Annotated in this window: 25 protein-coding genes; 6 read left to right on the forward strand and 19 right to left on the reverse strand. The window is 70.0% G+C overall.

The genetic code is table 11. From position 1 onward, the window contains the following. Positions 1-52: 52 nt before the first annotated feature. From rsmI to GE300_RS08060, 4 genes are all read left to right on the forward strand, one after another. On the forward strand, positions 53-898 hold the full coding sequence (gene rsmI, locus GE300_RS08045; RefSeq protein WP_233416868.1) for a 16S rRNA (cytidine(1402)-2'-O)-methyltransferase: 846 nt from the start codon (positions 53-55) through the stop codon (positions 896-898). Beyond that, a complete protein-coding gene (locus GE300_RS08050; protein ID WP_154446032.1) occupies positions 895-1251 on the forward strand; it encodes a YraN family protein in 357 nt (118 codons plus the stop codon). The genes rsmI and GE300_RS08050 overlap by 4 nt, the downstream gene beginning before the upstream one ends. 76 nt (positions 1252-1327) lie before the next feature. Further along, positions 1328-2269, forward strand: coding sequence for a glutathione synthase (gene gshB / locus GE300_RS08055; RefSeq protein ID WP_154446033.1), 942 nt, complete (start codon positions 1328-1330; stop codon positions 2267-2269). Continuing rightward, entirely contained in the window at positions 2269-3174 is a 906-nt protein-coding gene (locus GE300_RS08060) for an alpha/beta hydrolase (protein ID WP_154446034.1), read from the forward strand. Before gshB ends, GE300_RS08060 begins: the two co-directional genes overlap by 1 nt. Here the strand turns inward: GE300_RS08060 and GE300_RS08065 are convergent. From GE300_RS08065 to ccrA, 7 genes are all read right to left on the reverse strand, one after another. Continuing rightward, on the reverse strand, positions 3164-3943 hold the full coding sequence (locus tag GE300_RS08065; protein ID WP_154446035.1) for a DUF1194 domain-containing protein: 780 nt from the start codon (positions 3941-3943) through the stop codon (positions 3164-3166). The two genes, GE300_RS08060 and GE300_RS08065, sit on opposite strands and share 11 nt — an antisense overlap. Before the next feature lie 110 nt (positions 3944-4053). Then, on the reverse strand, positions 4054-4551 hold the full coding sequence (locus tag GE300_RS08070; protein ID WP_233416869.1) for a DUF992 domain-containing protein: 498 nt from the start codon (positions 4549-4551) through the stop codon (positions 4054-4056). 89 nt (positions 4552-4640) lie between these two features. Next, positions 4641-6164, reverse strand: coding sequence for an ATP-dependent DNA helicase (locus GE300_RS08075; RefSeq protein ID WP_154446037.1), 1524 nt, complete (start codon positions 6162-6164; stop codon positions 4641-4643). Positions 6165-6212: 48 nt separating this feature from the next. Continuing rightward, positions 6213-6851, reverse strand: a complete 639-nt coding sequence (locus tag GE300_RS08080) for an acyl-homoserine-lactone synthase (RefSeq protein ID WP_154446038.1) — start codon at positions 6849-6851, stop codon at positions 6213-6215. A 91-nt stretch (positions 6852-6942) separates the two neighbouring features. Continuing rightward, positions 6943-7653 carry a helix-turn-helix transcriptional regulator gene (locus tag GE300_RS08085; protein ID WP_233416870.1) on the reverse strand — a complete coding sequence of 237 codons (711 nt, stop codon included), beginning with the start codon at positions 7651-7653 and terminating at the stop codon, positions 6943-6945. Then, the gene (locus tag GE300_RS22920; protein ID WP_233416871.1) at positions 7601-7798 is read right to left on the reverse strand and encodes a hypothetical protein; all 198 of its coding nucleotides are present in this window, start codon (positions 7796-7798) and stop codon (positions 7601-7603) included. The genes GE300_RS08085 and GE300_RS22920 overlap by 53 nt, the downstream gene beginning before the upstream one ends. 200 nt (positions 7799-7998) lie before the next feature. Then, complete coding sequence (gene ccrA / locus GE300_RS08090) at positions 7999-9282, reverse strand: crotonyl-CoA carboxylase/reductase (RefSeq protein ID WP_154446040.1); 1284 nt, start codon at positions 9280-9282, stop codon at positions 7999-8001. Positions 9283-9420: 138 nt separating this feature from the next. Between ccrA and GE300_RS08095 the strand changes: the two genes are divergently transcribed. Both GE300_RS08095 and GE300_RS08100 read left to right on the forward strand, forming a co-directional pair. Then, positions 9421-11409 (forward strand): protein meaA, encoded by a 1989-nt coding sequence (locus tag GE300_RS08095; RefSeq protein ID WP_154446041.1) that lies wholly within the window; start codon positions 9421-9423, stop codon positions 11407-11409. Positions 11410-11492: 83 nt separating this feature from the next. Next, positions 11493-12191, forward strand: coding sequence for a sulfotransferase family 2 domain-containing protein (locus GE300_RS08100; protein WP_154446042.1), 699 nt, complete (start codon positions 11493-11495; stop codon positions 12189-12191). Here GE300_RS08100 and GE300_RS08105 read toward each other — a convergent pair. From GE300_RS08105 to GE300_RS08160, 12 genes are all read right to left on the reverse strand, one after another. After that, positions 12176-12907 (reverse strand): sulfotransferase family protein, encoded by a 732-nt coding sequence (locus tag GE300_RS08105; RefSeq protein ID WP_154446043.1) that lies wholly within the window; start codon positions 12905-12907, stop codon positions 12176-12178. The genes GE300_RS08100 and GE300_RS08105 overlap by 16 nt on opposite strands. A 24-nt stretch (positions 12908-12931) precedes the next feature. Continuing rightward, the gene (locus tag GE300_RS08110) at positions 12932-13711 is read right to left on the reverse strand and encodes a succinate dehydrogenase iron-sulfur subunit (protein ID WP_154446044.1); all 780 of its coding nucleotides are present in this window, start codon (positions 13709-13711) and stop codon (positions 12932-12934) included. A 34-nt stretch (positions 13712-13745) separates the two neighbouring features. After that, complete coding sequence (locus GE300_RS08115) at positions 13746-14648, reverse strand: hypothetical protein (protein ID WP_154446045.1); 903 nt, start codon at positions 14646-14648, stop codon at positions 13746-13748. 13 nt (positions 14649-14661) lie between these two features. Next, positions 14662-15063, reverse strand: a complete 402-nt coding sequence (locus GE300_RS08120; RefSeq protein WP_154446046.1) for a hypothetical protein — start codon at positions 15061-15063, stop codon at positions 14662-14664. Between the two features lie 32 nt (positions 15064-15095). Further along, the gene (locus GE300_RS08125) at positions 15096-15386 is read right to left on the reverse strand and encodes a hypothetical protein (RefSeq protein ID WP_154446047.1); all 291 of its coding nucleotides are present in this window, start codon (positions 15384-15386) and stop codon (positions 15096-15098) included. Between the two features lie 75 nt (positions 15387-15461). Then, positions 15462-17270 (reverse strand): succinate dehydrogenase flavoprotein subunit, encoded by a 1809-nt coding sequence (sdhA, locus tag GE300_RS08130; RefSeq protein WP_154446048.1) that lies wholly within the window; start codon positions 17268-17270, stop codon positions 15462-15464. Between the two features lie 21 nt (positions 17271-17291). Next, positions 17292-17663, reverse strand: a complete 372-nt coding sequence (locus tag GE300_RS08135; protein WP_154446049.1) for a succinate dehydrogenase, hydrophobic membrane anchor protein — start codon at positions 17661-17663, stop codon at positions 17292-17294. A gap of 13 nt (positions 17664-17676) precedes the next feature. Next, the gene (gene sdhC / locus GE300_RS08140) at positions 17677-18060 is read right to left on the reverse strand and encodes a succinate dehydrogenase, cytochrome b556 subunit (RefSeq protein WP_154446050.1); all 384 of its coding nucleotides are present in this window, start codon (positions 18058-18060) and stop codon (positions 17677-17679) included. 109 nt (positions 18061-18169) lie between these two features. Further along, complete coding sequence (locus GE300_RS08145; RefSeq protein WP_154446051.1) at positions 18170-19204, reverse strand: MaoC family dehydratase; 1035 nt, start codon at positions 19202-19204, stop codon at positions 18170-18172. Between the two features lie 4 nt (positions 19205-19208). Next, positions 19209-19412 carry a DUF1737 domain-containing protein gene (locus GE300_RS08150; protein ID WP_154446052.1) on the reverse strand — a complete coding sequence of 68 codons (204 nt, stop codon included), beginning with the start codon at positions 19410-19412 and terminating at the stop codon, positions 19209-19211. Then, entirely contained in the window at positions 19412-19975 is a 564-nt protein-coding gene (locus GE300_RS08155) for an NnrU family protein (RefSeq protein ID WP_154446053.1), read from the reverse strand. The genes GE300_RS08150 and GE300_RS08155 overlap by 1 nt, the downstream gene beginning before the upstream one ends. Before the next feature lie 23 nt (positions 19976-19998). After that, the gene (locus tag GE300_RS08160; RefSeq protein ID WP_267905427.1) at positions 19999-20856 is read right to left on the reverse strand and encodes an HpcH/HpaI aldolase/citrate lyase family protein; all 858 of its coding nucleotides are present in this window, start codon (positions 20854-20856) and stop codon (positions 19999-20001) included. Positions 20857-21113 lie beyond the last annotated feature (257 nt).

A 21113-nucleotide genomic window follows, 5' to 3' on the forward strand; every position in this document is an offset into this window, starting at 1 on the left:
TAGTCCGCGGCCCCGACCAAGTAAACGGAACAATCCCCAGCATGGCCCGACCATGGCGCTGAGCCCCGGACTCTACCTTGTCGCCACGCCGATCGGCACCGCCGACGACATCACCCTGCGCGCGCTGGCGATCCTGCGCCAGGCCGATCTGCTGGCCGCCGAGGACACCCGCAACGCGCGCAAGCTGATGGAGATCCACGGCGTGCCGCTGAACGGCCGCCGGGTGCTGCCGTATCACGACCACAACGGCGCGCAGGCGCGGCCCCGACTGCTGAAGGCGATCGCCGAGGGGCGGTCGGTGGCCTATGTGTCCGACGCCGGCACGCCGCTGATCGCCGATCCCGGCTACCGGCTGGCGCAGGAGGCGATCGCGCAGGATCTGCCGGTGACCGCCGCGCCCGGCGCCTCGGCGGTGCTGGCGGCGCTGTCGGTCGCCGGTCTGCCGACCGACCGGTTCCTGTTCGCGGGCTTCCTGCCACCGAAGTCCGCCGCCCGCCGCACCGAGCTGACCGCGCTGGCGCAGGTGCCGGCGACGCTGGTGTTCTACGAGTCGCCCCGCCGGCTGGCCGCCTGTCTGGCGGACATGGCCGGGGTGCTGGGCGGCAGCCGCGACGCCGCCGTCTGCCGCGAGCTGACCAAGCGCTTCGAGCAGGTGCGGCGCGGCACGCTGGCCGGGCTGGCCCCGGCCTATGCCGACGAGGGTCCGCCCAAGGGCGAGGTGGTGATCGTCGTCGGCCCGCCGGTGCAGACACCGGCCTCGGAGGCGGACCTGGACAGCGCGCTCGCCGCGGCGATGCGGGACAACTCGCTGAAGGACGCGGCCAGCATCGTGGCCGAGGCCACCGGCCTGCCGCGCAAGCAGGTCTATGCCCGCGCGCTGGAACTGCGCGGCGCATGAGGGGCAGCGGCCGCTATCACTCCGGCCTCGCCGCCGAGGACGCCGCCGCGCGGCTGTACCAGGCCGAGGGCGGGCAGGAGCTGGCCCGGCGCGTGCGCACCCCGGCAGGCGAGATCGACCTGATCGTGCGGCTGGGCGAGGACATCGTCTTCGTCGAGGTCAAGGCCCGGCGCAGCCATGGCGCGGCGGCGGCGGCGGTGTCGGCGCGGCAGCAGGAACGGATCGTGACCGCGGCGCAGATCTGGCTGGACCGGGCCGGGCACAGCTCGTTGACGCCGTGCCGGTTCGACGTGGTGACGGTCGATGCCGTGGGCGAGGCGCGGCGGATCGAGAACGCCTTCGGCACGATGTAGCCGCGCGCGGGTTGCCATCCGGGCGCGGATGCACAATCTGTGACCGACACCGCCATTTCCGGAACGGACCCAGCCCATGCCCCTGAACGTCGCCATCCAGATGGACCCGATCCAGTCCGTCGACATCAACGCCGACAGCAGTTTCCGCATCCTCGAGGAAGCGCAGGCGCGGGGCCACAGCCTGTTCTACTACACCCCCGACAAGCTGATCTTCGACGGCGGCAAGGTGAAGGCGCGCGGCTGGCCGCTGCAGGTCCGGCGCGAGAAGGGCAACCATTTCTCGCTGGGCGATCCGGCCACGGTGGACCTGGCGGATTACGACGTGGTCTGGCTGCGGCAGGACCCGCCGTTCGACATGAGCTACATCACCACCACGCACCTGCTGGACATGGTCCGCGACACGACGCTGGTGGTGAACGACCCGTTCTGGGTGCGCAACTACCCCGAGAAGCTGCTGGTGCTGCAGTTCCCCGAGCTGACGCCGCCCACGATGATCGCCCGCGACCTGGGGGCGCTGCGCGACTTCAAGCACCGGCACGGCGACATCATCCTCAAGCCGCTCTACGGCAACGGCGGCGCGGGGGTGTTCCGGCTGGAGCATGGCGATCGCAACCTGAACTCGCTGCACGAGCTGTTCGCGGGCATCAACCGCGAGCCGCTGATCGCGCAGCAGTTCCTGCCGGACGTGTCGGGCGGCGACAAGCGCGTGATCCTGGTCGACGGCGAACCGGTGGGCGCGATCAACCGCGTCCCGGCCGAGGGCGAGACCCGCTCGAACATGCATGTCGGCGGCCGCGCCGAGAAGGCCGAGCTGACCGCGCGCGACCGCGACATCTGCGCCGCCATCGGCCCGCTGCTGCGCGAGAAGGGGCAGATCTTCGTCGGCATCGACGTGATCGGCCGCTACCTGACCGAGATCAACGTCACCTCGCCCACCGGCCTGCAGGAACTGGAGCGATTCGACGGCACCAACGTCACCGCCAGGATCTGGGAGGCGATCGAGGCCCGGCGCGGCTGATGCCGTCGCGCCGGCTGCTTCTGGCGCGGTGGCTGTCGCGCACCTTCCAGCGTCCGATGCTGGCGCGCGCGCAAGACCACCTGTGGCAGCGCGCGCGGGTGGAAATCGGCGGCCGGGTGTTCCTGCGCGGCCGCGCGCCGCTGGTCTTCCGCAGCGACCGGCTGGGCGGCGTGCCGGTGCGGCGGCGGCGCGGCGCGCGCCAGGGCACGCTGTTCTACATCCACGGCGGCGCGTTCATGTTCTTCAGCGCCCGCTCGCACCAGGGCATCGCCGCGCGCCTCGCGATGCCGCTGGGGCTGGAGCCGGTGCTGCCGGACTATCGCCGCGCCCCGGAGCACCCGTTCCCGGCCGCGATTGACGACGTGACCGCGGCCTACCGGGCGCTGGTCGCGGAGCCGGACGCGCGGCCGATCGTGGTCGCCGGCGAAAGCGCCGGCGGCGGGCTGGCCCTGTCGCTGCTGCACCGGATCCTGGCGCAGGACCTGCCCCGGCCCGCCGCGGTGCTGGCGTTTTCGCCCTGGGCCGACCTGACGCTCGCCGGCGCCAGCCTGACGGCCAACGCCGAGACCGACGCCATGCTGCCGGCCCGGCGCCTGCCGGACGTGGCGGCCGCCTACCTCGCCGGGGCCGATCCGGCGCAGCCGGACGCCTCGCCGGTGTTCGGCCGCTTCCGGGGCGCGCCGCCGGTGCTGATCCAGGCCGCCCGCGACGAGATCCTGTTCAGCGACGCCGAGACCCTTTCCCGCCGCCTGGCCGAGCAGCAGGTCGCGGTGCGGCTGGACGCGTTCCCGCAGGGGCTGCACGCGTTCCAGCTGGTCCACGGCTGGGTGCCCGAGGCGACCGCGGCGGTGGATGCCGCCGTCGCCTTCGCCGGCGCCGCGCTGGGCCGGCGGGTCAGGGGGTGAACAGCGGCTGACGCCGCATCTTCTCGCCGATCAGGCAGTCCGTCGCCGACGAGCGGCGCAGCCGCGGCGGCGGCGGCCTGCCCGAGATCTCCAGCACCAGCTTCTGGCGGATCGACACCACCAGCCGGTCGATCTCGTAGATCGGGATCACGAAGGCGCGGTCGCCGGTGATCACGCAATTCTCGTAGTAGATGTCCAGGTCCGGGATGGAATAGGCGCCCGAGGGCTCCTTGATCATGAACGGCAGGCCGTTGACCTCGATGCCCAGCGCCGCGACCTCGTCGCGGACCTCGAGCACCGGGCGGCCGCGGTTGTTGGGCCCGTCGCCAGAGACGTCGATCACCTTGCGCGCGCCGTCATAGCCGTTGGTCTCGATCCAGCGCGCGGCCTGCGCCATCGCGCTTGAGATCGACGTGCCGCGCTGCGCCAGCAGCGGCTGGCGCCGCAGCCCGGCGGCCAGCGCGGCGGCATCCTCGGGCGAGGTGATCAGCGTCCAGTCGACCAGCACCCGGTGCCGGCCCTCGCCGCCCCACTCGAAATACATGATCGCCGACCGGCCCAGCCGCCCCATGTTCAGCGCCGAGGTGACCGCCGGATGCTCCAGCGCCTGAGCATAGCCCTCGCGCTGCAGCCGCAACTCGTCGTAATCCATCGACCGTGAGGTATCGACCGCAAGCACCAGTTCCAGATCCACCGGCAGCGGCGGGTCCTGCGCCGCCACGGCACCGGCGCAGGCGAGCAGGGTGACAAGGGCGATCCGTCGGATCATCGCGACCTCCGCCGCGATCATAGCACAGCGCCGCCGCTGACAAAGCCGCACAGGAAAAAGGCGCGCCCCCTCGGGAGCGCGCCAGGTTCAGGCAGGTGAGCGCAGGCGGGTCAACTCACCGTGCCCTTGAACTCGAGCGACATCTGTTCGACGCCGGCGGCAATCCCCAGACCCTCGCGGCCCGAGACGCTGACCGGCTGCAGGGTGATGCTGTCGTCCAGACCGCCGATCTGCACGCGCGCCCCGGCCCCCAGGCCAAACGCGGCGTCGGCGCTGGCGCCGACGTATTCGCCGGTGATCAGGCCTTGATCGAACCGGCCGGTGGCCGACAGCACCGCCCATTTCAGGGTCTCGGCCTTCTCGATGCTCAGATCGACGCCCAGCTTGGCGATGTTCATCGTGTAGATCTCGTCCGGCTTGGAATCGTCGGACGTGTCGAACACGCATTCGTAATTGGCATCCGAAATGACGACCAGATTGGTGCTGCTGGTCAGATTGCAGGTCAGCATGCCGGCCTCGAGGCTGCCGCCGCCGGTGGACTGCTGCGCCATGGCGGCGGGAAACGCGAGCGTGGCCGCGGCTGCGAGTGCGAGAATCGGGGTCTTCATCTGCTTTGCCTCCAGTCTTTGATGCGGCAATCGCCGCTTGACTGGGGGACAACACGCTGCCCCGGCCACCGGTTCCATCGGCGGCGGGATCACGCCGAGGCGGTCAGCTCCAGCGGTGCCGGCGCGATGTCCTTCAGATCATCGGTGCCGAGCGAGGCCTGCGGCCGGCCCAGGCGGTAGCGCGTCACCCAGTGCAGCCGGGTCTCGGCGCGGGTGATGGCGACATAGGCCAGCCGTTTCCACAGCGGCACGCCCGCCTCGGTGCGGCCGGCGCGCGATGCGGCATAGAGATCGGGCGCGAACACCTGCACCTCGGGCCACTGCGAGCCCTGCGCCTTGTGGATGGTGCAGGCCGCGCCGTGCAGGAACGCCGCGCCCATGTTGGCGGCGGTGGGGATGAACGGCTCTTCCTCGCCCGGCTTCTCGATCTTGATGATGGTGGCGGCATTGACCTGCGGCTCCTGCGCGCCAACCACGTGCAGCCGGGCGAAGCCGGGCTTGCGGCCCGGCCCCATGTAGATCACCTGCGCCCCCTTGATCAGGCCGCGCGCCTCGAGGTCCAGCCGCTTGCGGCGGTGCTTGAGCGGCAGCTCGATGCCGTCGCAGATCAGCGGCTCGCCCGGCAGCAGCGCGTCCTCGGGGGCGTCGAACGCCGCGCGGAACGCCGCGATCAGGCGGATCCGGGTGGCGTTGCGCCAGACCAGCACCGGTGCGCGGGACATCGCCTGCGCATCGACCCGCGGCGCGACCACGACGCGGTCGTCCTGCGCCGCGGCCTGCTCGATCATCCGCTCGAACGCCGGAAAATCCAGCGCCGGGTCGGACAGCGCGTGCGCCAGGTCCAGGATCGGGTTGTCGGCGGCCTGCCGGTGGATGCGGTGCAGTTCCAGCAGTCGGCCCTCGGGCAGCGCGTCGAAGCACATCGCGCCGGACTGGCCGACCGGCGCCAGCTGGGCCGGGTCGCCGAACAGGATCAGGGTCGAGAAGATCTCCTGCAGATCCTCGAACTGGCGGTCGTCCAGCATCGACGCCTCGTCGATGAAGCCGATGTCCAGCGGATCGTCGCGCCGCTTCCAGCCGGTGATGAAGTCCGAGCCGCGCAGCCCCGCGGCGGCCAGCGCGCCGGGGATCGACTTCTGCTGCTCGTAGAACGCCTTGGCGCGGTTCAGCGCGACATCGGTCAGGCCCTCGACCTCGGGCCGCTCGCCGCCCTCGGCCAGCCAGATGGCGATCTTCTCGTATTCCGGGTCGTAGACCGGGGTGTAGAGGATGCGGTGGATCGTGGTCGCCGCCACGCCCCGCTGCCGCAGCACCGAGGCCGCCTTGTTGGTCGGCGCCAGGATCGCCAGCGTGCGCCGGTCGCGGCGGCGCCGCCCCTCCCAGTCGCCCGAGACGGTCTCGACCCCGGCATCGTTCAGCGCGTCGACCAGCCGGGCCAGCAGCATGGTCTTGCCCGAGCCGGCCTTGCCCAGCACCGCCAGCGTGCTCTGCCGGTCCTCGGGGCGCGGGGCGAGGCGATCGTCAGCCAGATCGACCCCGGCCCCTTGCAGCGCCTCGGCCACGGCATCCCAGGCTTCGGCCTGATCGTCGGAAAGGGTCGGCTGGGTGTCCATTCCCCGTGTTCTAGCCTGCCCCCCGGAAGGCGTACAGCCGCAAAGGCCCTACGCCGCCACTGCCGGGCCGCGGACGGGGAAGGCGGCGTCGAACCAGGGCGCGGCGATGTGCGGGTCTAGCCCGGCGCGTTCGGCGATGGCGTCGCGGATGTCGGCGCCGAACGGCCACAGGCCCAGGCAGATCCGCCGCCGCGGCCGGCCCTCGGCGCCGATGAACGACGGCTCCCAGCGGATCGAGCGGTAGATGCGGGTCATGCGCTCGTCGTAGACGCCCAGCGCGCGGGTCAGGCCGAACCGCAGCCCCAGTTCCTGCCCGCCCAGCATCAGCGTGCCGGCCCAGTTGCGGGCGTCGGTGCCGGCGTCGGGGCTGAGGCAGAAGCGCGTGCATTCCCAGATGAACGGCGCCCGGATCGGGATGCCGTGGTTCAGGTGCCTGAAGTGCTCGTTGACCATCGTGCGCCCGACGCTGGGCATCACCCGCATCGAGGCGGCGTGCCCGCCGTCGGGCCGCTGCAGGATGATGTAGAGCGGGTTCATCGCGTCGTACTGGTCGCGCTCGCCGCCGTCGGCGTCGCGGGCCAGGTCCCAGCCCAGCCGGTCGATGAACTGCGCGGCGCGGGCGCGGAACATGCCCCGGGCAAGCTCGGGGTGCGATTTCAGCTGGCTGGCATAGAGGTAACGGATCATGGCGCGGCTCCCTGACGTGTGGAGCCTCTGGCCTAGCGCCGCGGGGGTTAACCCTTTCTCGCCGTGCGCTGTTACATTTCCCCGGCAACGCCTAGGGCAGCAGCAGCCCCCGCGTCATCGCCAGTGCCACCGCGTGGGTCGTGTTCTGCGCGCCCAGCTTCAGCCGCGCGGTATCGAGGTAGGCGCGCAGCGTGTGTTCCGAGATCCCCAGCTTGTCCGCCGCGGCCGAGCGCGAGTGGCCCACCGCCAGGAAGGTCAGCACGTCGCGTTCGCGCGGGGACAGGTCGGCGACCCCGGCCAGCTGGTCGGCGCCCATGATCCGCGCCGCCTGCTGGTGAATGTAGTTTCCGGCCAGCACCAGGTTCGGCATGTGCTGGCGGCCGAACCGCTCCCACGACGCCTCGTTGTCGTAGGAGGTGACCGAGAACATCGCCATCTGCCCGCCGACCCCGCGGATCGGGACCGATATGCCCTGCTTGCCGACGCCTTCGCTGACCGCCTCGCCCAGCAGCCGCCGCGCGCTCCGGGCGGTCCAGTCCAGCGATTGCCAGTCCAGCGGCGAGGTGGTGCGCAGCGCCGCCAGCACCACCGGATCGACATTGAAGTAGCGTTCGGACTTGTAGCGGTCGACCCAGTCCGGATCGTACGTCATCGCGCCGTATTCGCGCCCGGTGGCGCCGACCAGGTGGTAGATGGCGTGCTCCACCCCCAGCTCGTCGCGCAGGCCCTCGACCAGGGCCTGGATCTGGTCAAGAGTAGTCGTGCTCTCGAGCCGTTCTAGAAAACTCTGTACCCAGATCATCCGCGACATCCGCCTCATGCAGGCAAGCGGACGCGGCTCTGATCTCCCGAGCGGCAATAACCAACGCGTCGTCGAGCTGCTCGCAGAGATCGAACATCGCGTTCTTCTCGGCGACGCCGCGCAGGTCCGACAGCAGGTCCAACATCCATTCTTGCGACATCGCTACTCTCTGTAGAAGTGGTTAACGGAGTGTTAACACAACCGTAGCACGAGTAAACCATCTTAAGGAATACGCGTAATTGGCCCCCCCCGAAACAGCGGGGGCGGCATCCGCAAGCGGCTGAAAATGCTGGATCCGGCCCGCGGCGGGCGGACGGGCCGGGTGATTCGCCGTCACCCGGGGCGTTACCCCGCGGCCGCGCGCGCGTCCGCGATCGTGCGCAGTCCGGTGCGCGGCGCATTCACCAGCACCGCCATGTTGCCCGGCTTGTGGGCGTTGGCGCGCATCTTCATGTGCGCCGCGGGAATCGCATCCCAAGGAAACACCTCCGACATGCACGGATCAAGCCGTCTTTCGATCATCAGCTGGTTCGCGGCGGCGGCCTGCCTGAGATTGGCGAAATGGCTGCCCTGGATGCGCTTCTGGTGCATCCAGACATAGCGCGCGTCCATCGTCAGGTTGTAGCCGGTGGTCCCGGCGCAGATCACGACCATGCCGCCCTTCTTCACCACGAAGGTCGACACCGGGAAGGTCGCCTCGCCCGGGTGCTCGAACACCAGATCGACGTTCACGCCCTTGCCGGTGATGTCCCAGATCGCCTTGCCGAACTTGCGGACCTCGCCGAACCAGGTCTTGTAGGCATCGGTGTTCACCGTGGGCAGCTGCCCCCAGCAGTCGAAGTCGCGCCGGTTGATCACCCCCTTGGCGCCCAGACCCAGCACGAACGCGCGCTTGTCCTCGTCCGAGATCACGCCGATGGCGTTGGCGCCCGCGGTGTTGATCAGCTGGATCGCATACGAGCCCAGCCCCCCCGAGGCGCCCCAGACCAGCACGTTCTGGCCCGGCCGCAGCTCGTGCGGGGCGTGCCCGAACAGCATCCGGTAGGCGGTGGCCAGGGTCAGCGTGTAGCAGGCGGCCTCCTCCCAGGTCAGGTGCTTCGGGCGCGGCATCAGCTGCTGGGACTGGACGCAGGTGTACTGGGCGAAGCTGCCGTCGGGCGTCTCGTAGCCCCAGATCCGCTGGCTGGGCGAATACATCGGATCGCCGCCGTTGCAGTGCTCGTCGTCGCCGTCATCCTGGTTGCAGTGGATCACCACCTCGTCGCCGACCTTCCAGCGGCGCACCTTGTCGCCCACCGCCCAGACGATGCCCGACGCGTCTGAACCGGCGATGTGGTACGGCGCCTTGTGCACGTCGAAGACGCTGATCGGCTGGCCCAGCGCGGCCCAGACGCCGTTGTAGTTCACGCCCGCGGCCATCACCAGGACGACGACCTCGTTGCTGTCCGGCGCAGGCGTGTCCACGACCTCGAGCTGCATCGCCTTGTCCGGCTCGCCCTGCCGTTCGGGGCGAATCGTCCACGCGTACATCTTCGGCGGCAGCTGGCCCTGCGGCGGGATCTCTCCCAGCTCGTACAGCTCCCTGGCGGCCTGGTCGCCGGCGGCGGGTCGGTTGTTGGCATCCAGCATGGCGATTCTCCGGATTGGAATATAATTACGCATATAGCGCGCAGTTTGATAATTAATTGCGTAATATTATTTCCCGGCCCTTGCAAGAATCTTTTCGCAATGCAACATTCCTGCCGTGGCGCAACCGGAGCCGGACGCATGAGCGGACATCGCGACGACCCTTGGATCTTTCGCACCTATGCCGGGCACTCGACCGCGCGGGACTCGAACGCGCTTTACCGCTCGAACCTCGGACGCGGGCAGACCGGGCTGTCGGTGGCGTTCGACCTGCCGACGCAGACCGGCTATGACAGCGACCACCCGCTGGCGCGCGGCGAGGTCGGCAAGGTCGGCGTGCCGGTCGGCCATCTGGGCGACATGCGCGCGCTGTTCGACCAGATCCCGCTGGAGCGGATGAACACCTCGATGACGATCAACGCGACGGCGCCCTGGCTGCTGGCGCTCTATGTCGCGCTGGCCGAGGAGCGCGGCATCGATCCGGCCAGCCTGACCGGCACGGTGCAGAACGACATCGTCAAGGAATACCTGTCGCGCGGAACCTACATCTTCCCGCCGGCGCCCTCGCTGCGGCTGATCGGCGACGTGGCCGAATATTGCTATCGCCATGTGCCGCGCTGGAACCCGATGAACGTCTGCTCCTACCACCTGCAGGAGGCCGGCGCGACGCCCGAGCAGGAGCTGGCCTATGCGCTGGCCACCGCCATCGCGGTGCTGGACCAGGTGCAGGACCAGGTTCCGGCGGGCGATTTCCCGCGCGTGGTGGGCCGGATCTCGTTCTTCGTGAATGCCGGCATCCGCTTCGTCACCGAACTGTGCAAGATGCGCGCCTTCACCGAGCTGTGGGACGAGATCTGCCAGCGGCGCTACGGCGTCGCGGAGCCGAAATACCGCCGCTTCCGCTATGGCGTGCAGGTGAACAGCCTGGGCCTGACCGAGCAGCAGCCCGAGAACAACGTGCCCCGCATCCTGATCGAGATGCTGGCCGTCACCCTGTCGAAGAACGCCCGCGCCCGCGCCGTGCAGCTGCCCGCCTGGAACGAGGCGCTGGGCCTGCCCCGGCCCTGGGACCAGCAGTGGTCGCTGCGCATGCAGCAGATCCTGGCCTACGAGACCGACCTGCTGGAATACGGCGACCTGTTCGACGGCAACCCGGCCGTCGCGGCGAAGGTCGAGACGCTGAAGCAGGCCGCGCGCGAGGAACTGCGCGCCATCGACCGGATGGGCGGCGCGGTCGCCGCCATTTCGTACATGAAGACGCAGCTGGTGGCCTCGAACGCCGCGCGGCTGGCGCGCATCGAACGCGGCGAGACCACCGTCGTCGGCGTCAACCGGTTCGCGGACGGCGAACCCGGCCCGCTGACCGCCGGCGGCAACGGCATCCTGGTCGTCGATCCGGCGGTCGAGGCCGCGCAGGTGGCGGCGCTGAACGACTGGCGCCAGGCCCGCGACGACGCCGCCGTGCAGGCGGCGCTCCGGGCGCTGTCGGCCACCGCGAAGCGGGGCGAGAACATCATGCCGGCGTCGATCGCGGCGGCGAAGGCGGGCGTCACCACCGGCGAATGGGGCGCGGCGATGCGCGCCGCCTTCGGCGAGTACCGCGCGCCCACCGGCGTGGCCGCCGCGCCCTCGAACGCGACCGAGGGGCTGGACGACACCCGCGCCGCGGTGGCGTCGGCCGCCGGCCCGGTCGGCGGGCAGATCCGCCTGCTGATCGGCAAGCCGGGGCTCGACGGGCATTCCAACGGCGCCGAGCAGATCGCGGTGCGCGCCCGCGACTGCGGCATCAAGGTGTTCTACGACGGCATCCGCCTGACCCCCGAGGCGATCGCCGAGGCCGCGCTGGAACACGCCGTACACGTCGTCGGGCTGTCGGTGCTCTCGGGCTCGCACCTGCCGCTGGTCGAGGAGGTGCTGGAGCGGCTCTCGGTCGCCGGACGGCGGGACCTGCCGGTGATCCTGGGCGGGATCATCCCGCCCGCCGACATGCCGCGCCTGCACGCGCTGGGCGTCAGCCGCATCTACACGCCCAAGGATTTCGACCTGAACCGCATCGTGCTGGACATCGCCGCGCTGGCGTGCGCCGGCGCGGGCACCGGTGCGGCGGCAGGGGCTCTTGCAATCGGGTGAAACTTTCGGGAAACCGCTGTAGACGCGGGACGCCGGGCGCCGGCATTCTGCGCGCAGCAGCGGGAAGACGGGGATTCACCACCATGATGATCATGACCGAGCTGAAGCTCGCGTTCATCCACATCTACAAGACGGGCGGAACCTCTCTGACCCACATCCTGGCGCCGCACACCGACCCCGCGTTCCGCGAGGGCCAGACGCGCGAGCGCGGCGACGGCTTTCAGGGCACCTGGCATTTCCGCGGCGTGCAGCACGCGAAGTTCAACTCCGCCGCCGGCGGCTTCCCGCCCCGGCTTCGGGACAAGGTCGACAACTGGCGCTTCCTGGCCGTGGTCCGCGACCCCTACAGCTGGAGCCATTCGGTCTACAAGGAGTTCTTCGGCCAGGACCGGGGCGGCGTGCGCGGCTCCAGCTTCCTGTTCGGCAAGGTCAAGCCCGAGCGCACGCTCGAGGACTTCTACGAGTTCGTGCGCGACTTCATGCCCGGCTACTCGCACGAGATCGGCCTGGGCACCCAGACCAGCTTCGTGCGCGGCATCCCGCGCGAGCAGCTGCACCTGATCCGGTTCGAGAACTACGAGGCGGACGTCCGCCGCGTGCTGCCCGAACTTGGTATCGAGGTCGACGACCTGCCGCACGACCTGAACCGCGGCCAGAAGAAGCGGCGCGAGGCCGAGGCGCTGCTGCGCAGTCCCGAACACGTCGCCTTCGTCAACGAGGTCTACGCCGAGGATTTCCGCAGCTTCGGCTACGAGATGGTCGACCCTCAGCGCGCCGGATAGCCCAGCACGTCGCGGTGGAACCATTCCAGCGCGGCGACCCGGGCACGCAGATCCGGCGATACCCGGCTCCAGCAGATCGCGCCCGACCGGTCCGAGGCGTTCAGCCGCTCGGGCGCGTCCAGCTCGGCCAGCGCGGCGTCGGGAAATCTCAGATGGCGGCGCAGCGGGCCGTCGACCAGCACGGCAAGATCGGCGTTCAGCGTCTCCTGGCGCAGCACCGCGCGCGGCAGCCCGCCGCGCCGGTAGGCGCCGGCGATCGCGCGCGCGCTGCGGAACCGCGGCAGCCGCGAGCGCGCCCGCGGCAGCGTCAGCCGCAGAAAGCGCAGCCCCATGATCCCCAGATGCGGCGAGTGCAGCCCCGCCATCGACGGCGGCAGCACCGTCAGGCGGCCGTCCCCGCAGAGCACGTCCAGCCAGTGCTCGAAACCGGCCTGCGTGCCGTCATAGCTGCCGGTCAGCGGCGCGCCGATCCGGTCCAGGTGGTTGCGGAACACGCCCTTGCCCTCGCACCCGAAGGTGTACAGCGACAGGTACTGGTCGAACGGATCGCGCGCCGAGGCGAAATAGTACTTCCGCCAGCGGTGCGCGTACTTCGGCGGCCGGTGCTTGGCGTCGCCGACCGGCGCGGCCCCGGCGTGCCGCGCCAGGAAGGCGCGAACGAAGGTCGAGCCGGTCTTTTCGACGTCGAGATAGCAGAAACGGCGGTATTCGAGCATCTCATCCGCCCGCGCGGGCGCCGCTCAGAGCCGGCGCTCCACCAGCTTCTTCTTGATCTCGGCGATCGACTTCGCCGGGTTCAGGCCCTTCGGGCAGGTCTTGGTGCAGTTCATGATCGTGTGGCAGCGGTACAGCTTGAACGGATCCTCGAGCTGGTCCAGCCGCTCGCCCGTCGCCTCGTCGCGGCTGTCCACGATCCAGCGGTGCGCGTGCAGCAGCGCGGCCGGGCCCAGGTAGCGGTCGCCGTTCCACCAGTAGCTGGGGCACGCGGTCGAGCACGAGGCGCACATGATGCACTCGTACAGCCCGTCCAGCTTGCGGCGGTCCTCGATCGACTGCCGCCATTCCTTCTCGGGGGTGTTCGACTTCGTTTCCAGCCACGGCATGATGCTGGCGTGCTGGGCGTAGAAATGGGTCAGGTCCGGCACCAGGTCCTTGATCACCGGCATGTGCGGCAGCGGATAGATCTTCACCTCGCCCTTCACCTCGTCGATGCCGTAGGTGCAGGCGATGGTGTTGATCCCGTCGATGTTCATCGCGCACGAGCCGCAGATCCCCTCGCGGCACGAGCGGCGGAAGGTCAGCGTCGGGTCGATCTCGTTCTTGATCTTGATCAGCGCGTCCAGGATCATCGGCCCGCACTGGTCGAGGTCGATGAAATAGGTGTCGACACGCGGGTTCGCCGCCGTGTCCGGGTCGTAGCGGTAGATCTTGAACGCCTTGATGTTTCTCGCCCCCTCGGGCTTCGGCCAGGTCTTGCCGACGGTGATGCGGGAGTTCTTGGGAAGCGTCAGTTCGACCATCGTCCGATCCTCGTGTCTTCGTGTCCGTTGCGTCTCACAGCCGTTCCGACGCCATCACGTCGGCATCGACCGGAAACAGGGCGGCCATCGCCGCCATGAATGCCTCGTTTTGCGCCGCCTGCGCAAGGTGTGCGCGATAGCCGGGGTCTGGCATCAGTTCCATCCAGCGCGACAGGACCCCCAGGCCGTCGGCGTTCCTCAGGTCCTGGAACGACGAGCCGCCGCCGTAGTTGCTGACCCGGCCCAGCCGGTTGTCGCGCACCGGCAGACCGAGGGTCTGCAGCAGCGCGGCGCGGTGCGCGGCGGACGCGAACCAGCGATCGTAGCAGACCGGGGTGATCCCCGGCAGCGCGTCCCGGTGCAGCGCCACCAGCATCCCCTGGTACCGCGCCAGCTGCGTGGCGACGATGCCGTCCGCGGCCTCGGGCGCGCCGCGCGCCTCGGCCCGGCGCCGCTGCAGCACCAGCAGCGACGCCAGCCAGTTCAGCGGGCTGCGGTAGACCAGCACCTGAAAGTCGATCCGGCCATCGTCGAGCTGCCGCGACAGCCGGCCATCACCCTCCGGCTCCATCGACGGCACCCAGCGCTCGTAGGACATCAGCAGGAACGGCCCGTCCTCGCCGGTCAGCCGGGCGAGCGCCGGGCCGCAGTCGCCCTGCGCGCGCATCTTCTGCCGCACCCGGCCGCCATTCACCTCGGCCTCGCCGTGATGCGCCATCGGATCGCGGAACGGCGCGCAGTTGTTCAGGAACACATGGTCGCGGTGCGGCAGGTTGCGCAGGATCCACTTGATCACCGCGTGGTTGCCGGACCGCGGCAGCCCGTGCACCCGCCCGACGCCGGCGGGCGGCACCGGCAGGACCAGCGCCACCGGCGGCCGCGCCGGTCCGGACCGCTCGCGGGCGGACCCGTCGATTCGCGAACCGGTTGCGCCCACGACCCGGCCCGCCCTACAGCGCCACGAACTCGCGCAGCGTGCCACCGCCGCGGATGTAGATCAGCGCGTCGCGCCTGGCCGCGTCGGTCAGGCTGTCCCAGATCGCCTGCTCTTCGCGGGTGAACGTCACCGTGCCCATGTCGGACAGCGCGTCCGCCGGCGCGACCGACGCCATGCACTGGTTGAACCGCTCCGAGACGTCGATGTCGCGCAGTTGCGCGTTGATCACGGTGATCTCGACGAACCGCCCCGCCGAGTCCCGCTCCAGCCGCCGGTCGGCGGGCAGGGTCGCGCTGACGCGCTCGTGGCAGACGCGTTCCTGCTGCGACTGGAAGGCGATCTGCTGCTGCTGCGGCGTCTCGCAGGCGGCCACGACCCCGAGAGACAGCAACAAGGGCAGTGCGAGCGGTTTCATCGGGCGACTCCTCGGGCTGCCGGGCGCGCGGCTCAGATGGCGACGAACTGCTTCAGCGTGCCGCCGGCGGCGATGTAGTCCGCCGCCTGCCGCTTCGCGGCCGGGGTCAGGCTGTTCCAGATCACCCGCTCCTCGCCGCTCAGCCCCGCGGGCATCGCGACCCCACCCTGGGCGGTGGCGGTGGCGCTGGCGGTGGCGGTGGCCGAAGCCGAGGCGGCCGCCGGGTCCGGGCCGCCGTCTCCGGCGGTCTCGGGCAGGGGTTCGCACGCGGCCAGCGTCATCGTGGCGATCGCGCCGGCGGCGACACGGCTGATGGAATGCATCGTCGGTCTTCCTTTCGCGTTGTCCGGTGCGCCGGGGCGCCCGGTATGGCAGATCGGCGCCGGGCGCCCGCCCGGTCAGTACACGCGGGCCTTGGGGGCGATCTTCTGCGGATCGATGCCCCCTGCCTCGGGCTGCGTCAGCGGGTCGAGATGCACCGCGCGGTAGCTCAGCGTCACCGCGTTGTCCTCGCCGACGGTGGCCAGCGTGTGCTTGCGCCAGGTTTCGTCGTCGCGTTCAGGATAGTCCTCGTGCGCATGAGCGCCACGGCTTTCCTTGCGCGCCTCGGCCGAGACCACGGTGGTCAGCGCATTCGGCATCAGGTTCGCCAGCTCCAGCGTCTCCATCAGGTCGGTGTTCCAGATCAGCGACCGGTCGTAGACCTTCAGGTCCGCCATGCCCTGCGCCACCCCGGCCATCCGCTCGACGCCCGATTTCAGCGTCTCGCTGGTGCGGAACACGGCGGCCTCCTCCTGCATGGTCTTCTGCATGGTCAGGCGCAGCTCGGCGGTGGGGGTGGCGCCATCGGCGTGGCGCAGCCGGTCGAACCGGTCCATCGCCTTCTCGACCGAGGCCGTGTTCAGCGGCCGGTTGGCGGCCTCGGGGTCCACCACCTCGCCGGCGCGGATCGCCGCGGCGCGGCCGAACACCACCAGGTCGATCAGCGAGTTCGAGCCCAGCCGGTTGGCGCCGTGCACGCTGGCGCAGCCGGCCTCGCCCACCGCCATCAGGCCGGGCAGCACCCGGTCCTCGTCCTCGGGCGTCGGCGCCAGCACCTCGCCCCAGTAGTTCGTCGGGATGCCGCCCATGTTGTAGTGCACGGTCGGCAGCACCGGGATCGGCTCCCGGGTCACGTCGACGCCGGCGAAGATCCTGGCGCTTTCCGAGATCCCCGGCAGACGTTCGGCCAGCGCCTCTTTCGGCAGGTGATCGAGGTGCAGGTGGATGTGGTCCTTCTGATCGCCGACGCCGCGGCCCTCGCGGATCTCCATGGTCATGCAGCGCGAAACCACGTCGCGCGACGCCAGGTCCTTGTAGGTCGGCGCGTAGCGTTCCATGAACCGCTCGCCTTCCGAGTTGGTCAGATAGCCGCCCTCGCCGCGGGCGCCCTCGGTGATCAGGCAGCCGGCGCCGTAGATGCCGGTGGGGTGGAACTGCACGAACTCCATGTCCTGCAGCGGCAGGCCCTGACGCGCGACCATGCCGCCGCCGTCGCCGGTGCAGGTGTGGGCGCTGGTGGCGCTGAAATAGGCGCGGCCGTAGCCGCCGGTGGCCAGCACCACCATCTTGGCGTTGAAGCGGTGGATGGTGCCGTCGTCCAGCTTCCACGCGATCACGCCCTGGCACGAGCCGTCCTCGGCCATGATCAGGTCGGTGGCGAAGTACTCGATGAAGAACTCGGCGTTGTGCTTCAGCGACTGACCGTAGAGCGTGTGCAGGATCGCGTGGCCGGTGCGGTCGGCGGCGGCGCAGGTGCGCTGCACCGGCGGGCCCTCGCCGAACTCGGTGGTGTGACCGCCGAACGGGCGCTGATAGATCTGGCCCGTCTCGGTGCGGCTGAACGGCACGCCGTAGTGCTCCAGCTCGTAGACCGCCTTCGGCGCCTCGCGCGCCAGGTATTCCATCGCGTCGGTGTCGCCCAGCCAGTCCGAGCCCTTCACCGTGTCGTACATGTGCCACTGCCAGTTGTCCGGGCCCATGTTGCCCAGGCTGGCGGCGATGCCGCCCTGCGCCGCGACGGTGTGCGAGCGGGTCGGGAACACCTTGGTGACGCAGGCGGTGCGCAGCCCCTGCTCGGCCATGCCGAGGGTCGCGCGCAGGCCCGAGCCGCCGGCGCCCACGACCACGACATCATAGGTGTGGTCGACGTATTCGTATGCGGACATGCCGGGTCGCTCCTTCGGATTCTACAGGGCCAGGCGGGCGACGGCGAACAGCGCCACCGCGGCCGCGGCATAGGACAGGCAGGTCATGGCGATGATCCAGGTCTTGCGGGCGAAGCCGCCGACATAGTCCTCGATCATCACCTTCACGCCGTTCTTGAAGTGCATGAAGCCGACGGCCAGGAACAGCGCCGCGACGATCGCCGGATAGGGCCGGCCGTAGTAGGCGACGACCTCGGCATGGGGCGCGCCCAGGATCGAACCGAAGCTGAGGATGAACAGCGGCGTCAGGATCGCCAGCGCGACCGAGCTGATCGTCATGTTCCAGTGGTCCTCGGTCGCGCCCCCGGCAGAGCCCAGGCCCTCGGCGCGCTTGCGGGCGGTCAGGAATGCCATGATCGGATCCCCCTCAGACGATGATGATGGTGAGCAGGGTCAGCACGACCGCGCCGATGACGGCGGCCTTGCCCAGGGTCTCGGCGGTCTCGATCTCGAGCCCGCGTCCGGTGTCCCAGTAGAGATGCCGCAGCCCGGCCAGGAAGTGGTACCAGACGCCCAGCAGCGACAGGAACATCACCAGGTCGCCGAACCACGAGGTCAGCACGAAGTCGGCCGCGGCGAACGCGCTTTCCGAGGTCGCGGCGGCGATGAACCACCAGACGATCAGCAGGCCGGTGATCAGCAGCGCGTTGCCGGTGATCCGCGTCAGGATCGAGGTCATCGAGGTCCATTGCGGGCGATAGACCGTCAGGTGCGGGGACAGCGGGCGGTTGCCGCGGTTGACGTCGGCCATGTGCGATCCTTGTTCCTCAGTGCCGTCGCCGCCGGGCAGGCGCCCGGCGCGACGGCGGTTCAACTTCCGGCGCGGGCACGGATTCCGGCCCGCGCCTGCACGATCTCGCTCATGTCGGTACCAGAGCCCACAGGTCGAGGTCCAGCAGCACATGGTCGCGGTAGCGCCCGTCCTCGCCGCGCAGATCGCCCGGCGCGGCCGGTCCGCGCGTCGCCACCAGGCGCAGGCGCAGCGCGCCCACGTCCGCGCGCCGGGTCTCGGCCTTGTCCAGCACCTCGGACCAGGCGTGGACGGTTTCGCCCGCGAAACAGGGATTGGCGTGGGCGCCGGCGTTGATCGCCGCGACGATCTGCGCGTTGGCCAGCCCGTTGAACGACAGCGCCCGCGCCAGGCTGATGACGTGGCCGCCATAGACCAGCCGGCGGCCGTCGTCGCGCGCGCCGGTGTCGAAATGCACCCTGGCGGTGTTCTGCCACAGCCGCGTGGCGATCATGTGCTCGGCATCCTCGACGGTGACGCCGTCGACATGGTCGATCAGCTCGCCGACGTCGTAGTCGCCCCAGCGGTGCGGCGCGCCCGCCAGAACGTCGCTGTAGGCGCCGAACGACAGCCGCTCGGGCACCACCAGGCCCGGGGCGGGCACCGCCTCGGCCAGGGTCGGCACGCGGGTTTCGGGGGCGGGCGCCAGCGGGTCGCGTTTGCGCACCATCACCCAGCGGCAGTATTCCAGCACCGTGCGCCCGTCGTCGGCATGGCCGCTGGTGCGGACCCAGACGATCCCGGTCTTGCCGCTGGAGTTCTGCTTCAGCCCGATCACCTCCGAGCGCGCGCTCAGCGTCTCTCCCGGGTAGACCGGCGACAGGAACCGGCCCTCGGCATAGCCCAGGTTCGCCACCGCGTTCAGCGAGATGTCGGGCACGGTCTTGCCGAACACGGCGTGGAACACCGCCAGATCCTCGACCGGGCTGCGCGGCAGGCCGCAGGCGCGGGCGAAGCTGTCGGCGCAGTAAAGCGCGAAGCGCGTCGGGTAGAGCCCGGTGTAAAGCGCCCGGTCGCCGTCGGTCAGCGTGCGGGGCGTGGCGTGATCGAACACCTGGCCCAGCCGATAATCCTCGAAGAAGTGGCCGGCGTTCGTCTTGCTCATGCGCTCAGAGATCCCCCAGGCGCCTGTCGGGATCGTAGTCGCCCGGGACGACCTTGATCACCGCCTGAGCGCAGCGCATCACCCCCGCCTTGGGATCGAAGGCGTATTGCGGACTGCCATACAGTTCCCACCCCTGCGCCATCGCCTTGGTGACCTTGTGACAGAAGGCCGACGTGTCTTCGCCGGTCAGCAGACGGTAGGCGCGCATCACGGGGCTCCGAACGGCGAGGGGCCGATCCAGCCGTGGATCAGGCCGATGACGACGAACACGGCGACCGAGATCAGCAGCAGCCGCACGTCGCCCTTCGCCGGCCCCGGCGCGGGGCGGACCCAGCCCGGCTCGGCGGCGTTGATCACCGGGATCTCGACCAGCGCCCAGGCCAGCAGCCCGCCGAACAGGATCAGCGAGGACAGATCGCCGTTCACCAGCAGGTGCGCGACGGCCCAGACGATGAACCCGGTCAGCATCGGGTGCCGCAGCCAGCTGCGCATCCGCCCCTTGGACGCGCCCATGCCGAACAGCACGACCGAGACGAACATCAGCAGGTTGTTGACGTGGCGCAGCCACAGCGGCGTCTCGTAGACCGGGACGAAATCACTGGTGCGGTAGCCGATCACCATCAGCACGACCGACAGCAGCAGCATCAGCGCGATCACGCCCTTGGACGCATCGCCCAGCCGCTCGGCGATCAGGGCGCGGGGACCGGGCAGCATCCGCTTGAACAGGTGCGCCGCCCACCACAGGGCCACGCCCAGGACCAGAACTGCCATCGCCGTCTCCTTCGTCCGCGGTCTCAGCCCATATCCGCGATCGCCTGCGCCTTGGCAAGGGTCTGGCGGGCGGTTTCGACGTGCAGGTTCTCGACGATCCGGCCGTTCAGCACCGCGACGCCCTCGCCGCGGGCGTGGGCGGCGTCGTGCGCCGCGACCTGCGCGCGGGCCAGCGCGATCTCGGCCTCGGTCGGGGCGAAGACGTCGTTGGCGATGGCGATCTGCGCCGGGTGGATCAGCGACTTGCCGTCGAAGCCCAGATCGCGGCCCTGCTCGCATTCGGCGCGCAGGCCGGCGTCGTCCCTGAACGCGTTGTAGACGCCGTCGATGCACAGGATCCCGGCGGCGCGAGCGGCCAGCAGCGCCTGGCTCAGCGCGCCGAGCAACGGCAGCCGGTCGGTGCGGCCGCGGCAGTGCAGGTCCTTGGCAAGGTCGTTGGTGCCCAGCACGAACCCCGCCATGCGCGGCGCGCGGGCGATCTCGGCGGCGTTCAGCACGCCCAGCGGCGTCTCGATCATCGCCCACAGGGTGGTGGGATGGTTCGGGTCCGCCGCCGACAGGGTGTCGGCGATCACCGCCACGTCCCGCGCGCGAGCGACCTTTGGCAGCAGGATCGCGTGCGGCCGCACCGACAGCGCCGCCTCAAGATCCTCGGCCCCCCAGCGGGTATCGAGGCCGTTGATCCGGATCATAAGCCGGCGCGCGCCGTAGCCGCCCTCGCCCACCGCCCCGGCGACCAGATCGCGCGCGGCGTCCTTGGCGTCGGGCGAGACCGCGTCCTCGAGGTCCAGGATCAGCGCATCCGCCGGCAGGCCCCGGGCCTTCTCGAGCGCGCGGGCGTTGGAGCCGGGCATGTAGAGGACGGATCTGTATGGATGCAAGCTCGAAGCCTCCGTTCTTCCCTGCGGGATATTTCGCGCCCCAATCTTCTACATCGACATGTTGCGGCGCAACATAATACGCCAGCGCACCTGGCAATGCAATCGGATTCGCAGCCTAACACCTTGGCATCACGAAATGTTTTGCCTTGGTCTGGGGCGTTGCGCGTATCCGCGCGCAGCGCACGGTTGGTTAACGCAATATTGCTCCTTTGCGGCGAGGCTGGTTCGGCAACACCAGCGCCGCCGGTTCCCTGGCG

It is taken from the genome of Halovulum marinum (genome assembly GCF_009697225.1).
Taxonomy (GTDB): Bacteria; Pseudomonadota; Alphaproteobacteria; order Rhodobacterales; family Rhodobacteraceae; genus Halovulum; species Halovulum marinum.

Bases quoted from the DNA above. Each gene is read 5' to 3' on its own strand.
- rsmI (WP_233416868.1), top strand. From the start codon at position 53: ATGGCGCTGAGCCCCGGACTCTACCTTGTCGCCACGCCGATCGGCACC.
- GE300_RS08050 (WP_154446032.1), top strand. From the start codon at position 895: ATGAGGGGCAGCGGCCGCTATCACTCCGGCCTCGCCGCCGAGGACGCC.
- gshB (WP_154446033.1), top strand. From the start codon at position 1,328: ATGCCCCTGAACGTCGCCATCCAGATGGACCCGATCCAGTCCGTCGAC.
- GE300_RS08060 (WP_154446034.1), top strand. From the start codon at position 2,269: ATGCCGTCGCGCCGGCTGCTTCTGGCGCGGTGGCTGTCGCGCACCTTC.
- GE300_RS08065 (WP_154446035.1), bottom strand. From the start codon at position 3,943: ATGATCCGACGGATCGCCCTTGTCACCCTGCTCGCCTGCGCCGGTGCC.
- GE300_RS08070 (WP_233416869.1), bottom strand. From the start codon at position 4,551: ATGAAGACCCCGATTCTCGCACTCGCAGCCGCGGCCACGCTCGCGTTT.
- GE300_RS08075 (WP_154446037.1), bottom strand. From the start codon at position 6,164: ATGGACACCCAGCCGACCCTTTCCGACGATCAGGCCGAAGCCTGGGAT.
- GE300_RS08080 (WP_154446038.1), bottom strand. From the start codon at position 6,851: ATGATCCGTTACCTCTATGCCAGCCAGCTGAAATCGCACCCCGAGCTT.
- GE300_RS08085 (WP_233416870.1), bottom strand. From the start codon at position 7,653: ATGATCTGGGTACAGAGTTTTCTAGAACGGCTCGAGAGCACGACTACT.
- GE300_RS22920 (WP_233416871.1), bottom strand. From the start codon at position 7,798: ATGTTGGACCTGCTGTCGGACCTGCGCGGCGTCGCCGAGAAGAACGCG.
- ccrA (WP_154446040.1), bottom strand. From the start codon at position 9,282: ATGCTGGATGCCAACAACCGACCCGCCGCCGGCGACCAGGCCGCCAGG.
- GE300_RS08095 (WP_154446041.1), top strand. From the start codon at position 9,421: ATGAGCGGACATCGCGACGACCCTTGGATCTTTCGCACCTATGCCGGG.
- GE300_RS08100 (WP_154446042.1), top strand. From the start codon at position 11,493: ATGATGATCATGACCGAGCTGAAGCTCGCGTTCATCCACATCTACAAG.
- GE300_RS08105 (WP_154446043.1), bottom strand. From the start codon at position 12,907: ATGCTCGAATACCGCCGTTTCTGCTATCTCGACGTCGAAAAGACCGGC.
- GE300_RS08110 (WP_154446044.1), bottom strand. From the start codon at position 13,711: ATGGTCGAACTGACGCTTCCCAAGAACTCCCGCATCACCGTCGGCAAG.
- GE300_RS08120 (WP_154446046.1), bottom strand. From the start codon at position 15,063: ATGAAACCGCTCGCACTGCCCTTGTTGCTGTCTCTCGGGGTCGTGGCC.
- GE300_RS08125 (WP_154446047.1), bottom strand. From the start codon at position 15,386: ATGCATTCCATCAGCCGTGTCGCCGCCGGCGCGATCGCCACGATGACG.
- sdhA (WP_154446048.1), bottom strand. From the start codon at position 17,270: ATGTCCGCATACGAATACGTCGACCACACCTATGATGTCGTGGTCGTG.
- GE300_RS08135 (WP_154446049.1), bottom strand. From the start codon at position 17,663: ATGGCATTCCTGACCGCCCGCAAGCGCGCCGAGGGCCTGGGCTCTGCC.
- sdhC (WP_154446050.1), bottom strand. From the start codon at position 18,060: ATGGCCGACGTCAACCGCGGCAACCGCCCGCTGTCCCCGCACCTGACG.
- GE300_RS08145 (WP_154446051.1), bottom strand. From the start codon at position 19,204: ATGAGCAAGACGAACGCCGGCCACTTCTTCGAGGATTATCGGCTGGGC.
- GE300_RS08150 (WP_154446052.1), bottom strand. From the start codon at position 19,412: ATGCGCGCCTACCGTCTGCTGACCGGCGAAGACACGTCGGCCTTCTGT.
- GE300_RS08155 (WP_154446053.1), bottom strand. From the start codon at position 19,975: ATGGCAGTTCTGGTCCTGGGCGTGGCCCTGTGGTGGGCGGCGCACCTG.